Origin of the sequence: Sorangium sp. So ce204 (assembly GCF_051526795.1) — a bacterium.
GTDB lineage: Bacteria > Myxococcota_A > Polyangia > Polyangiales > Polyangiaceae > Sorangium > Sorangium cellulosum_B.
Map to the genome: position 1 here is coordinate 12,101,849 of NZ_CP150317.1, position 12,524 is coordinate 12,114,372.

Consider the following 12,524-nt stretch of genomic DNA (forward strand, 5'->3'; position numbering starts at 1 on the left):
GAGGGCGCCGCGCCCGCGGGCCAGCGTCAGTTCGTGTTGAGCTCGACGCGCAGGAGCTTGCGGCCGATGAAGAGGTAGTCGCCGTGGGCGAGCTCGCGCTCGCTCTTGATGCGCACGTAGGTGCCGTTGCGGCTGTTGAGATCGGTCAGCGTGAACTTGCCGTTGTGCTCCTCGAGGCGGCAGTGCGAGCCCGACATGTACAGGTCGACGGGGAAGTTCAGGTCGCCGCCCTCGCGCCCGATCTGCAGCGAGGTGCCGCGCGCGCAGACGGTCATGCCGACCGCGCCGCCCTGGAGCACCTGCGTCAGGCGGAACGGGCTCGGGTGCTTCGGCGAGGAGTAGAAAAACGTCCCGTCCGGATCCTGGCCGTCGGAGGCGCGCGGCGTCGGATCGAGCCGGAAGAGCTGCTCGCCCGCGAGGAACGTGTCGCCCGGCGTGATGTCGATCGTGCCGCGCACGCGGATGTACACGCCGTTCAGCGAGCCCTCGTCGCGCACCACCAGCTTGCCGTCGCGGTAGAAGAAGTTCGCGTGCTTCGGCGAGACGAACGGGTCGTCCGGGAAGACGAGCTGCCCGTTGCGGCCGACGATGTGCTGCTCCGCCTTGAGGTGGAACGAGAGGCCGTCCATGCCCTCGCCGCGGATGAGGATCAGCTTCGCCTTCGCCGGGTTCTGCATGTCCCCGAAGAACAGCGTCTGCGCGTTGAGGATCTCGGGCGGGACCGCCGTTCCGCACCTCCCACAGAACTTGTGGCCCGAGGGGACACCGCTCGAGCAGGAACGGCAGACGTAGTTACGGGCTTGCTCCATCAGCTCCTCCTGGGAGAGTTCGGCGAATTCGCTCTTGGACGAGGTGGTCTTGGGGCCCCGGCCCTGACCGCGCGCGCTCGCCGGGTCGAGCCGGGCGCCCGCGCTGCCGGCCGCGGGCGTCGGGGAGCGCCGGGCCGGCGTGGTCGTCGAGCTCGCCCGGCGCGTCGTGAACAGGGCCAAGTCGTTCGCGCACTCAGGGCAACGCGCGGTGCCCATCGGGCTCCACAGGTCGCACTGGCCACAGACGATGCCAATCTCGTTCTGCTCGGTGTGCAAACGTCTCCTCGGTGCATTGGAGGACCGCGGATCGCGGTTCTCCGACCCGCGCCAGTGGAAGGCCGCCGTGGCGGACCTCCGACCGATGAAGCGAGCCAGGACGGCGAACCCGGGCCGCTGCTCGCGCGGGGTCCCCGACCCGGGTGGAGAGAAACACGGTTCTAGACGTCGATGAGCGGAGGGGTCAAGCTCGAGGTGACGCTGGCGGGGGCGACACGGCCGGCCCTGCTCAGCGCACGAAGGTGAAGCGGCGCCGGTCGTCGCTCCAGCCGGCGCCGCCCCAGAGCCGGAAGACGATCCGCTGGTTGCACGCGGCGCGCGGCTGCAGGCCGAAGTCGCGCGAGTCGTCGTGGTAGCTCCGGTTGTCGCTCAGCAGGAAGACCGTGTCGGGCCGGACCTCGACGTGGTGGCGGCGCTCGAGCGGGGGCTTGCGCCCCGTCGCCCGGGCGTGGAGGCCGGGGCCCATCATCACCATGTCGCACGAGAGCTGCACCGGGTTGCCCGTGGCCGGGTCGGGGATGCTCACCTTGGGCTCGGCGCACGCCGTCTCGGCGTCGTAGCGCCGCCCGTTCACGACGAGGACGGTGTGGTCGACGTCGACCGTATCGCCCGGCAAGCCCGCGATCCGGCCGACGATGTGGCTGCCGGGCGCCTCGGGATCCGGGCACCGCACCAGCTCGCCGAAGCCGGGCGTGCCCCGCGTCAGCACGACGACCACGTCGCCCGGGGCGATGCTCGGCGCGAGCGCGGCGCCGAGCATCGGGTCGTTCGGCACCTTCCAGACGTCGAGGACGAGCGCGCGGAGCACCAGGCCGAGCAACAGCAGGGTCCCCACGATCCAGAGCAGCCCGTTGAACAGCTTCCGCATGCGGCAGCGCAGCCTAGCGCAGCTCCGGCCGCGGGCGGCGGGCAAGCGAAGCTCGCCGACGCCGCCGCGCCGTCAACGCAGGCACCCCCGGTACGGCGGCAGCTCGCTCGGGCTCGCGCCCGCCGCGATCTCGCGGGCGGCGGAGAAGAGCTCGGGCCACACGTCGAGGCGGCTGAAATACGAGGTCCCGGTCGTGCGCTCGTCGCCGTCCATCACGCTCGACGAGATGACGCCGACGACGTCGCCCCCCCGATCGCTGCGCGCCGGCCCCCCCGAGTCGCCGGGGCAGATCGAGGCGGTCGCGACGAAGTGCCCCGGGCTCACGGCGTCGATCGTGCCGCCCAGCCGCGGCGCGAGGTGGATCGGATCGCGCGAGAGCGCGCAGCGGCCGAAGCCGTAGGGCGTCACCTGCTCCTTCGAGGACGGCTCGGCCTCGATCCGCGGCGGGAGGGTCGGGATCCCGATGAGGCGCCGCGACAGCACGAGGATGGCGATGTCGCCCTCGCCCGACGTGTACCCGCAGTCCGGCGACACCACCGCGCGGACCTTCACGTCGCCCCACGGCAGGTGGTCGCCCCCGAGCTCGATCGAGATCGCCTCGGCATCCTGATCGCGGCGCAGCGTCCTGCCGTTGTCGTCCCGCGCCGCGACGCAGTGGTGCGCGGTGAGCACCAGGTCCTCGGTGATGAGCGTCCCCGTGCACGTCACGTCGGTGACGATCCGGACGATCGCGTCCTCGTTCGTCGCCAGCTCGAACGGCGGCCGGAGCTCGAACGGGCGCTGCTCCATGCCCGGCTTCGCCGCGGGGATCGGCAGCCCCGCGTTGGTGATCGGCCGCGCACAGCCCGCGGCGGCGGTGAGGGCGAGCGCGGCCGCCACGGCGGCGCCGCGTCGGTACAACCCTGTCCATGCGGTCGCCAGGGCGCCCAGCGTGCGAGCTTGCGGCTGTTCCACCTGAGGGAGACCCTCCCAAGCGCAACCGGTTGTTCTCTCGGACAGCGCCCCCGGTACGAACGCGCCGAGCAATGCCAAAGACTACGCCATAAGACGGTGACCGTCATTCGACAACGACAGGGTTTCCAAGCTTGGATACGGCCTCGACGATCGCGGCTCGCGGCTCGCTGTCTCGCTGTCTCGCTGTCTCGCCGTCTCGCGCGTCTCGCCGCATCGTTTGTAGTTGCTCTGTACATTTATGCCTGCGCTTCCGCTGGCGCGCGCGTCGATGTTCTCCGCGCCGCGCTAGCGCAGCGCGACGAGGCGCACCTGGCTCGCGTTGCGCGCGTAGGCGTCGAGCGCGGCGCGGGCGGCGGCCGCGTCGACCTGCGGATCCTCGACGCCCGCGGCGACGAGCTGCTCGAGGAAGGCGCGGTGGTGCTCGGACTTCGCCGCGAGCCACGCGGGGCAGGCGCCGGCCGCGCAGGCCGCCGACGCCTGCTCGGACGCGGCGAGGGCGTCCCGGACGCGGCCTCGGCGGAGGAGCGCCCGCGCCGAGAGGAGCGCCGCCTCCGGGAGCGCGCGCACCTCGCCGGGCGCCGCGTCGAGGGCCGAGGAGGCGAGCCCTGGCTGATCGCGCTCCAGGTAGGCCGTGGCGAGCGCGGTGACGCTGGCCGGCGTCCTGCCCTCGGCGTAGCGGGCCTCGAGCGCCGCGAGCTCGTCGGCCCCCGCCGCGGCGCGCGACGGCAGGAGCTGCGACGCCCGGACGCTCGGCCCGAGCCCGATCGTCCAGACGACCCCCGCGAGAACCAAGCCGTTCGCGACGAACAACCCGAAGCGCATCACCCGACCTCCAGGAACCGGCAGCGACCCCCGGCCGTCGGCGGCGGCCGGCGGTGACGGGCAGTCGCGCGCGGTGACATGCGGTAAACCCGAGCGACAGCGGGGCGGCGCGAAGGTTCCCGCGAAGCGCGAGCGGCGCGCCATCGTGGCTGGCCGGGTGGCTGGCGCACCTACAGGGCGGCCGACGCCTGTGGAGCACTCATCCCATCCTGCCGGAATGATGGAACCGCCAAGTCGCCAGAAGACGCCAAGATTTTGTGCTGTTCTTGGCGTCTTCTGGCGACTTGGCGGTTTAAAAGACCCCACCTTCGGCCAGGGCCGCGGGGCTACTCGCTCGGGAGCACCACCAGGTCGTCGCGGTGGACGACGACGTCGTCATCGCCGGCCTCCTCGCGCTTCTTCCGCGCGGTGCGCGCGGCGTCGCTCGCGGACATCCGCGCGAGCCCGCGCGCGATCTCGGCGCCGTCCGGGTCGACGACGGCCACGGCGTCGCCGGGGAGGAAGGTGCCGCGCACGCCGAGGACGCCGACGGCGAGGATGCTCCGGTTCTTCGAGCCGATCGCCTCGGCGGCGCCCCGGTCGACGAGGATCGCGCCGCGCGGGCGCAGCGTGTACGCGATCCAGTGCTTGCGCGCGCTGAGCCGCTGCGGGACGGCGGCGAAGAGGGTGCCGACGTCCTCGCCCGAGACGATGCGCGTGATGATGCCCGCCTCGCGGGCGGCGCCGATGACCACGTGCGAGCCCGCGAGCGTCGCGCGCCGGGCGGCCTCCACCTTGCTGGCCATGCCGCCGGTGCCGACGCCCGAGGTCGACGCGCCCGCGAGGTGCCGCGCCTCGCGGGCGACGCTGCGCACGAACGGCACCCGGCGCCCGTCGCCGTCGAGCAGGCCCTCGACGTCCGAGAGCAGGATGAGCAGATCGGCCTCGCAGAGCGGGGTCACCATCGCCGCGAGCTGGTCGTTGTCGCCGAACTTGATCTCCTCGACCGCGACGGCGTCGTTCTCGTTGATGATCGGGATGGCGCCCGCCTCGAGCAGCGCGGCGAGGGCGTTCCTCGCGTTGTTGGTGCGGGTGCGGTCCGCGAGGTCGGCGTGCGTGAGCAGCACCTGCGCGACGAGCAGGCCGACCTTGCCGAAGGCCTCCTCGTAGCGCTGCATCAGCACGCTCTGGCCGGCGGCGGCGGCGGCCTGGAGCCAGGCCATGTCCTTCGGGCGCGACTTCAGCCCGAGCTTCGCCACGCCGAGGGCGATGGCGCCGCTCGACACGATGACGAGGCTCCGGCCGGAGCGGCCGCGGAGCGCGGCCACCTCGGCGGCGAGCCGGTCCCAGGCGTCGCCGGAAAGGCTCTTCGAGCCGATCTTGACGATGATGCGGCGGCAGCGCCGGAGCGCGGCGCGCGCGGCCTGCGGATCGAGCTCCGGCGCGGCGCCGCCCTTCGGGGCGGTGCGGTCCTCGGTGTCAGTCATGGGGGATGCCGGCGGCGGCGATCTCGTCGAACGCCGCGTCGAGGCGGCGCTCGATGTACTCCGGGACCGAGGCGCCAGCGAGCAGGAAGGCGTCGATCCAGCGCGTGAACTCGTCGCGCAGGTCCTCGGTGCCGCTCGGCAGGACGGTGAAGCTCGCCTGGAGGGAGGGGGACAGCGCGCGGCGGACGGCGCGATCGACGGCGTCGCGGACCCAGCGCGCCTCCTCGGCGTGGACGCGCACGGCGGTGCTCCGGCGGAAGCGCGTGATGTAGCGGTCGAGGAGGTGGCCGAGGGCGTAGACCTCCAGGCCGCGCGCGGCCGCCGCGAGGGCCAGGGCCGGGTTGAGCCGCCGGAGGACCTCCTTCGTGACGAGCTGCGCGGCCTTGCGGAGCGTCGTCTGCTCCGACCCGGGCTCGACGAGGAGCGCGCGCGCGTCGGTGGTGAGGCTGAGGCCGTGGCGGGCGACCGTGTCCTGCACGATGGCCCCGCGGATGCGCAGCAGCATCCGCGCGGGGAGCACCGGGACCGGGATCCACGAGGCGCCCACCGCGAAGGCGGTGAGCACGGCGAGTCGACCTCCGGGAGGCGGGCCGCCCGGGGTGACCTGAGCGGCGGTCGGCTTGTTCGCGGCGGGTTCGGATGACATCGCGCGCACGGTACTACGGCGGGCGGCAGGTCAGAAGAGGGGGGTGAGCTCGACGATCGCGGCGCGGCAGCGCGTCGCGGCGAGGACGACGTCGCGGGTGGTCGCGCCCTCGGGCAGCGCGGCGGTGAAGCGCACCGGCCCGCCCCGCAGCGCGATCCCCCGGGCGGCGAGCTCCTCGCGGAGGAGCTCCGCGTTGGTGCGGACGGTGACGGCGTAGAGGCGGCTCCCGGCGGCGATCTCCGCGAACGTGCCCGAGAAGGCGAGCTCGCCGCCCGCGAGCACGAGGACGTCGGTGGCGCCGCGGACCAGGGCGCCGCGCGGGCCCTCGACGTCGAGCCGCGCGGCGGTGAGCAGCGCGCCGCGGCCCTCGGTGGCGCCCGCGAGCGCGGCCAGGACGAAGGCGGCCGCGGCGCCGTCGAGGCCGACGAGCGGATCCTCGGCGATCAGCACGGCGGGCGCGGCCACGATCGCCTGGGCGAGGACGAGCGCGCGGCGCTCGGGCAGCGCGAGCGCGCCCAGCGCGCGCTTCCGCGAGGCCGCGAGGCCGACCCGGGCCAGGGCGGGGGCCACCATCTCGGCCGCCGCGCGCGGCGAGGCCCCCGCGAGGCGCGCGCCCCAGCCGACGTAGGCGTCCGCGGTCCACGCGAGCGGCAGCGGCGGATCGAGCGGCGCCGCCCCGCTCGCCGCGCGGTGCGCGGAGCGCGCCACGTCGCGGCCCGCGACCTCGAGGCGCCCGGCGACGACGCGCGCCTCCCCGGGCGCCCCGCCGCGCGCGTCGTCCGCCGCGCCGGCCTGTGCCGGCCGCCGGAGGGACGAGAACGGGACGCCCGTCAGCGCCGCGAAGAGCGCGCCCGCGTCGCCGGCGCAGAGCACGCGATCGCCGCGCGTCGCCGCGGTGAGCGCGTCGATGGCGACGACGTCGTCCACGGCGATGCGCGCCGCGCGGGCGTGGAGCAGCGGCGGCGCGGCGGGCCCGGCCTGCTCCGCGGGCTCGGCGGTCCTGGGCGGCGCGGGCTCGCTCTGCTCCATGGGCTCAGCGTTCCTTCGACGCAGGCGACGCCGGCGGCGCGGATCCTCCGGGCTCGTCCTCGCGGGCCGTCGCCGGGACGCCGAACGAGATCTCGCCGGCGAACTCGCTGCGCGCGAGCGGCCTGTCCGCGCCGAACACGAAGAACGGCGAGAGGGCGCGCGCGGCGTCGAGCATCACGGGCGGGATGGTCGCCCTCGCCAGCTCGCCCTGGGCCTGCGCCGAGAAGCCGACCAGGCTGAGCGCGTAGCCGAGGAGCGACGTGTCCTCCTCGGGGAGCGACTGGATGGGCGCGTCGTCGGGCAGCTGGCCCAGCCGGCGCGCCTCGGCGATCGCCTGCCGGAGCCCGCCGAGGCGATCGATGAGCCGGCGCTCGAGGGCCTGGGCGCCGGTCCACACCTGCCCGCGCCCGAGCGCGTCGACCTCCTCGGCCTTCATGTGCCGGTTCTCGACGATGCGGGCGACGAACCGATCGTAGAACTGCTTCACCTTGACGCCGAGCTGCTCGCGCTCGTCGTCGGTGTACGGCCTGTAGAGCGACTCGGCGTCGGCGCGGGGCGACGAGCGGAACGTCTCGATGCTGACGCCGAGCTTCTGCAGGAGCCCCGTGACGTCGACCTTCCCGTAGAAGACGCCGATGGAGCCGGTGATCGACGAGCGGCTCGCGAAGATCGGGGCGCCGGCGACGGACGCGTAATAGCCGCCGCTCGCGGCCGACGAGCCCATCGAGACGACGAGCGGCTTCACGCGCGCGGTGAGGATCGCCTCGCGCAGGATGACGTCCGCCGCGAGCGTCGAGCCGCCGCCGGTCTCGACCCGGAGCACGACGGCGCGGACGCTCTGGTCTTCGCGGGCGCGGCGCAGCGCGCCCGCGACGGTGTACGAGCCGGCGAGCTTGACGCCGACGAACGGGATCGACCGGCTCTCGCCGTCGATCATGTCGCCGTCGAGGTAGACGAGCGCGACCTTGGGCGAGCGGCCCCAGCGCTCGGGCGCCTCGTCGCCCGGGTCGTCGTCGACGACGCGGGAGGTGCGCCCCATGACCTCGTCGACGACGCGGCCGAGCTCGTCGTCGTAGGCGAGTTGGTCGACGAGCCCGCTCTGCCGCGCCTCCTGGGCGAGGAACGGCCCGCGCGCGATGCGCCGCTCGAGCTCCGGGACGGGGATGCGGCGCCCGGCGCTCACCTCGGCGAGGAAGGCGCCGCTCAGCTGATCGAGCAGCGCCTGGTGGTCTTCCTTGCCGACGCGGGTGCTTGTCTCGCGCGCGAACTGCTCGGCGGCGAGCTTGTGCGCGCCGATGCGGACGATGTCGGCCTGCACGCCGAGCTTCTTCAGGAGGCCGCCGAAGTAGAAGTAGCTCGACGACATGCCGGCGAAGCGCAGCCCGCCCGCGGGGTTCATGGCGATGGCGTCGGCGCTCGAGCACACGTGGAGCGAGCGCCCGCCGGCGTCCTCGAGGTGGCAGAGGACCTTCTTGCCGTGGCTCCTCAGGTTGCGGATCGCGTCGGAGACCTCCTCGGCGTGGGCGAGCGAGCTGGCGGGCTCCGCGCGGAGCACGAGCGCGACGCCGGAGACCTCCGGGTCCTCGGCGAGGCGCCAGAGCTGCTGGAGGAGCCGCGTGTGCCTGCGGACGCCCGGGGTCGAGTCGAGGCGCACGCGGACGACGCGGGCCGGCAGCCGGACGCCCGGCTCGGAGAAGCTGCGGAGCGCGACGCCTGTGTAGAAGCCGGTGCCGCTCTTCGTGATGGCGTTGCCGAAGACGCCGCCGGCGGAGACCTGCAGCTCGTCGACGTTGACGTCGAGGCCGGCCATGGCGGCGATCTTCGGGCCGCCGTCGGCCGTGAGGTCGCGCAGCGCCACGTCGCCGCGGAGCGTGCCCACGTAGGGCACGCGCAGGCCGAGCGTCGCCCGGGGCGTCCAGGTGCCGCTCACGTCGGGGTCGCTGTTCTCGACGTAGGAGGTCTCGAGCCCGATCTCGAGCGCGCGCCTGCCGCCCGCGGGCCGCACGGCGACGCCGAAGTCGTAGCTGCGCTCGATGGCCTCGCGGAGGCGGTTCTCGGGGCGGTTCCAGTCGCGCGCGACGGCCGAGAGCGAGAGCCAGGTGGAGGGCCGGAGCGTGACGCCGCTCGTCAGCGAGAAGTACCCGTCGAGCGCCGGCGCGTCGGAGCTGCCCCAGCCGAGCGTCGTGCCGAAGGCGAAGGTGGGGCCTGTGTCGAGGGCGAGCCCCCAGCGGATCCAGCGCGACGGGCTGTCGAACGGCGCCGGCGCGGCGTCGGGCGGGTCGATGAAGTCGAAGCGCAGGCCGGTCGACACGAACCAGAGCGGCGCGCCGAGCGCGATCGAGTGGCCACGCGCGGGCAGCGGCGAGGCGGAGCCCGTGTGGACCCAGGTCCACCGGAGCTCGGTGCCCGGGAGGAAGGAGAGGTTCGCGGGGTTCACCGCGATGGCCGAGGTGTCGTCGCTGCTGGCGACGGGCTTGCCGGGATCGGGGAGCGGCTGCGAGGGGCCGTCGACCGGCGCGGCGCGCGCGGCGGTCGCGCCGGCGAGCGCGCAGAGGCCAGCGCACAGGCCGAGCAGCGCGGCGGCGGCGCTGGCGGGGCGAGCGGCGCTGGCCGGGCGAGCGGCGCTGGCGGGGCGAGCGGCGCTGGCCGGGCGAGCGGCGCTGGCGGGGTGCGTGATGCTGGCGAGCCGCCCCAGCCGGGCGGGGCGCGGGGAGCGGGCGGGGCTTTGGGGGCGGGGTAGGTTGTTCATGCGCGGATGAGCTCCCTGAGCGTATCTGCTTCCGCGTCGTACGTCCGCTGGACCTCGGCGAGGGCGAGGCGCTCGACGAGCGGGCCGAGCAGGTGCAGCCGGATCTGGATGTCGCCATCGACGCGGCGGCGGGTGCGGCCCTGGGGCAGGCGCTCGAGCCGGTACGTCCCCGCCGAGCGGAAGTAGCTGCGCCATTGCTCCTTCGGGCTGACCTGCCACGTGGAGGCGTGGTCCGAGAGGCGGTACGTCGAGCGCTCCTCCCAGGACATGGCGTCCTTCGCCACGGGGTAGCTCCGGAAGATCGGCAGCGGCGCGCTCGCCTGGAAGCGCAGGACGCGGAGCAGCTCCCCGTCGCGGAGCGCGTGCTCGACGGTCACGACGCTCTCGAGGGAGGCGACCCGCGTGGCGAGCCGAGGCCCGAGGTCCGGCGAGAGCACGGCGAGCTCCACGGCGTCGAGCGGCGCGTCGAGCTCGTGCGAGATGGTGAAGTGCACGCGGCCCTTCTATCACGCGGCGGAGGCCGGTCGCGGGCAGGTCGGAACGGGGCGGATGAGGCCACGACGGTGTGGGGCGCCCGGCGCGATGGCGGCTGCGAGCCGCCTGGCGAGAGGATCGGGCGCGGGAGCGAGAGGATCGGGCGCGGGAGCGATCGGGATGGGCACGGGAGCGAGAGGATCGGGCGCGGGAGCGATCGGGACGGGTGCGGAAGCGATCGGGACGGGCGCGGGAGCGATGGTAGTGGTCGCGTTTGCCTGAAACGCGACCACCCCGATCCAACTGCGACCACCTCGCCGTAAGTGCTTCGCCCAGCCCCCTCAAACGGCACTTCGCGCATCAAGCCCCGGGCGGGTGGGTGGTTACCTCACCTTCACCCTCGCCGACGGCGATGGCACTCACCCTCGCCGGCCGCTCCTTCGACTTGCGCTTCGCGCGGTACTGAACTTCGTCCGCGCGTTTGAGGAGCGCCTCGGCATTCTCGGCCGGGTTCGTCGTGCTCACGCTCCCGCACGAGGCCGTTAGTGTCAGCGCCGTCGCGCCATCGGGAAGCCGCAGGACCTCCTTCCCGAGTTGCTGCACGAACGCGCCTAGAAGCGTGCCGGCTCGCTCATCGGTGGCGTTCGGCAAGACGACCACGGCCTCGTCACCTCCGTTGCGGTACGCCTCGCCGTGCTGCCCGAGCGTCGAGACGATCGACTGGAAGAAGGCGCGGATCGCGTCGTCGCCGACGGCGTGACCGCACTCGTCGTTAATTGCCTTCAGCCCGTTCATGTCGAGAAAGACGACCGACAGCGGTGCATTGTCCCTCGCGGACAGGAGCGCGATGGCGAGGTCGGTCACGAGGTGACGCTTGGCCCAGAGCAGGCCCGTATCATCGCGATCGCGCCCGGTCTTGAGTTGCTGCTCGAGTTCTGACAGGCGCACACGGCCCTTGTGGCCAATGCGAACCGTCACACGGGCGTACTTCTCGTCAGGGGAGAGAAGCCTCCACATGTCCGCCACACGCTTGTCTTTGATGGCTTGTTCTAGCAACGAAGGGCCGGACCGATTGTGAGACTCAGAGTCGACACCATTGATGTACCCTTGGTCGATCAACGAAATAAGCATTTGCCGCTCCGCGCTTCCGTCGTACGGTCCGCGGACCTCGATCTGCCCCTCGCGATCCAGCCATGCAAGAAATTGCATCTCTCGAAGACGTGCGTCGACCCGGCTCATGGTGTCACTGTACCACGACCTGGGGCGAGGCTTGTCCGGCTTGCATCTAACCGGTGCCCCGCCAAGGCGTCCAGGCGCCCCAAGCCGAGCCGCGCCACGTCGCGCGTCCGCTCCCCTTGACCGACGCGAAACGCCTACGTTTGCTGCTGGATCCGGTGCTATTTTAGGTCCTGAGCAAGGCGCCTCCCTCCGGCTGGCACCCGGAAGGAGGCTGCGGAACGCCGAGCGGTAGGGCCGCCCTGCGCACGTCGCCTGTGCAGCAGGCGCCCCCGTTTGGAGAGAGGCAAGGGGCCGTGCCGCACGTGCTTCCTTTCGAGACGCGCGTGCGCATCGCGTCCGCATTGGTCGAAGGGACTGTTACTGAGCACCGTCGTTGATGCCGATGGCGCGCCTGTCGATCCAGCTCTTTGATGGCGGGGTGCTCGACCCACCGGAGAACACCATCATCGATGGCGGATCAGGTGCGATGACGGGGGGCCGAGGGCAGCAAGCTGGCAGCGCGAAGAACTGTGGGAGCGTTCGGTGCTAGAGGACCGGCGACATGTCCGCGGGTCCACCACGGGCTGGCCACCCAGCGTCGTCGTCGTCAACCCGGGCCGGGCTCGGGATCGCCGGGCGTCTTCGTGCTGGCGCGGCTGGGAGCAGCCCCGGTAGCCGTGTGGAATGCCAGCACGGCCACCTGGAGATGGCCCATGGCGGCATTATGCGTGAGGGACGGAGTGATCTTCTGGAGGCTCATGTCCGCCACCGCGAGCAGCTGCTTCCGCACTTCCTCGATCTTCTTCGCATTTTCCTCGTTCATCCACGACCAATAGCACGGGGCCGCCTGGTTCCACAGCCCTGCCCTGGCCGCGCTGATCGCGCCCTCCCATGGTGCGGTCACGCTGCCCTCTGCGCCGCACTGGGCACGTCCCAGCGAATGAGGACGTTGTAGGGGCGACGGTCGGTGGAGAATCCAACGGAGCGCCTCCGCGATCTTCACCAGCATCTTGAGCTTGGCGCAGCGGCTCGCGGCGTTGGCCTCGACAGACGCACTCGCCGCGCGCGAGGCGCGCCAGGGAGGTGCGCTTGCACGAAGTCGACGGAGAGACGGCCGGCGAGGAGAGGAGAGGGGGCGCGCTGTGATCGATTGTAATCGAGCGGATGTTGACACGGGGGGCACGCTGGCCACAGGTGGCCGCGAATTCCACAT

The 12,524-nt window shown here is 72.9% G+C and carries 11 protein-coding genes; all 11 read right to left on the bottom strand.

Annotated features, from left to right (window positions below; translation table 11 throughout):
- Window positions 1–26: 26 nt before the first annotated feature.
- The gene (locus WMF22_RS45780) at window positions 27–1,085 is read right to left on the bottom strand and encodes an FHA domain-containing protein (protein ID WP_438033835.1); all 1,059 of its coding nucleotides are present in this window, start codon (window positions 1,083–1,085) and stop codon (window positions 27–29) included.
- 229 nt (window positions 1,086–1,314) lie between these two features.
- A complete protein-coding gene (lepB, locus tag WMF22_RS45785; protein WP_437296126.1) occupies window positions 1,315–1,953 on the bottom strand; it encodes a signal peptidase I in 639 nt (212 codons plus the stop codon).
- Window positions 1,954–2,025: 72 nt separating this feature from the next.
- Window positions 2,026–2,853: a trypsin-like serine peptidase gene (locus tag WMF22_RS45790; protein WP_437296127.1), complete on the bottom strand. Its 828-nt coding sequence runs from the start codon at window positions 2,851–2,853 to the stop codon at window positions 2,026–2,028.
- Between the two features lie 339 nt (window positions 2,854–3,192).
- The gene (locus tag WMF22_RS45795) at window positions 3,193–3,729 is read right to left on the bottom strand and encodes a hypothetical protein (RefSeq protein ID WP_438033836.1); all 537 of its coding nucleotides are present in this window, start codon (window positions 3,727–3,729) and stop codon (window positions 3,193–3,195) included.
- Between the two features lie 326 nt (window positions 3,730–4,055).
- On the bottom strand, window positions 4,056–5,195 hold the full coding sequence (proB, locus tag WMF22_RS45800; protein ID WP_437296129.1) for a glutamate 5-kinase: 1,140 nt from the start codon (window positions 5,193–5,195) through the stop codon (window positions 4,056–4,058).
- Window positions 5,188–5,841 carry a hypothetical protein gene (locus tag WMF22_RS45805; protein WP_437296130.1) on the bottom strand — a complete coding sequence of 218 codons (654 nt, stop codon included), beginning with the start codon at window positions 5,839–5,841 and terminating at the stop codon, window positions 5,188–5,190. Before WMF22_RS45805 ends, proB begins: the two co-directional genes overlap by 8 nt.
- 30 nt (window positions 5,842–5,871) lie before the next feature.
- Complete coding sequence (locus WMF22_RS45810) at window positions 5,872–6,870, bottom strand: ABC transporter ATP-binding protein (RefSeq protein WP_438033837.1); 999 nt, start codon at window positions 6,868–6,870, stop codon at window positions 5,872–5,874.
- Between the two features lie 4 nt (window positions 6,871–6,874).
- On the bottom strand, window positions 6,875–9,619 hold the full coding sequence (gene sppA / locus WMF22_RS45815; protein WP_438033838.1) for a signal peptide peptidase SppA: 2,745 nt from the start codon (window positions 9,617–9,619) through the stop codon (window positions 6,875–6,877).
- Window positions 9,616–10,113, bottom strand: a complete 498-nt coding sequence (locus WMF22_RS45820) for a DUF2505 domain-containing protein (RefSeq protein WP_012240946.1) — start codon at window positions 10,111–10,113, stop codon at window positions 9,616–9,618. The genes sppA and WMF22_RS45820 overlap by 4 nt, the downstream gene beginning before the upstream one ends.
- A 340-nt stretch (window positions 10,114–10,453) precedes the next feature.
- On the bottom strand, window positions 10,454–11,332 hold the full coding sequence (locus WMF22_RS45825; RefSeq protein ID WP_438033839.1) for a GGDEF domain-containing protein: 879 nt from the start codon (window positions 11,330–11,332) through the stop codon (window positions 10,454–10,456).
- Window positions 11,333–11,918: 586 nt separating this feature from the next.
- The gene (locus tag WMF22_RS45830; RefSeq protein WP_438033840.1) at window positions 11,919–12,320 is read right to left on the bottom strand and encodes a hypothetical protein; all 402 of its coding nucleotides are present in this window, start codon (window positions 12,318–12,320) and stop codon (window positions 11,919–11,921) included.
- Window positions 12,321–12,524 lie beyond the last annotated feature (204 nt).

What these genes read in the sequence shown, in the direction of transcription:
- WMF22_RS45825 (WP_438033839.1), bottom strand. Translation starts at nt 11,332, where the DNA reads ATGAGCCGGGTCGACGCACGTCTTCGAGAGATGCAATTTCTTGCATGG.
- proB (WP_437296129.1), bottom strand. Translation starts at nt 5,195, where the DNA reads ATGACTGACACCGAGGACCGCACCGCCCCGAAGGGCGGCGCCGCGCCG.
- WMF22_RS45830 (WP_438033840.1), bottom strand. Translation starts at nt 12,320, where the DNA reads ATGCTGGTGAAGATCGCGGAGGCGCTCCGTTGGATTCTCCACCGACCG.
- sppA (WP_438033838.1), bottom strand. Translation starts at nt 9,619, where the DNA reads ATGAACAACCTACCCCGCCCCCAAAGCCCCGCCCGCTCCCCGCGCCCC.
- lepB (WP_437296126.1), bottom strand. Translation starts at nt 1,953, where the DNA reads ATGCGGAAGCTGTTCAACGGGCTGCTCTGGATCGTGGGGACCCTGCTG.
- WMF22_RS45810 (WP_438033837.1), bottom strand. Translation starts at nt 6,870, where the DNA reads ATGGAGCAGAGCGAGCCCGCGCCGCCCAGGACCGCCGAGCCCGCGGAG.
- WMF22_RS45805 (WP_437296130.1), bottom strand. Translation starts at nt 5,841, where the DNA reads ATGTCATCCGAACCCGCCGCGAACAAGCCGACCGCCGCTCAGGTCACC.
- WMF22_RS45795 (WP_438033836.1), bottom strand. Translation starts at nt 3,729, where the DNA reads ATGCGCTTCGGGTTGTTCGTCGCGAACGGCTTGGTTCTCGCGGGGGTC.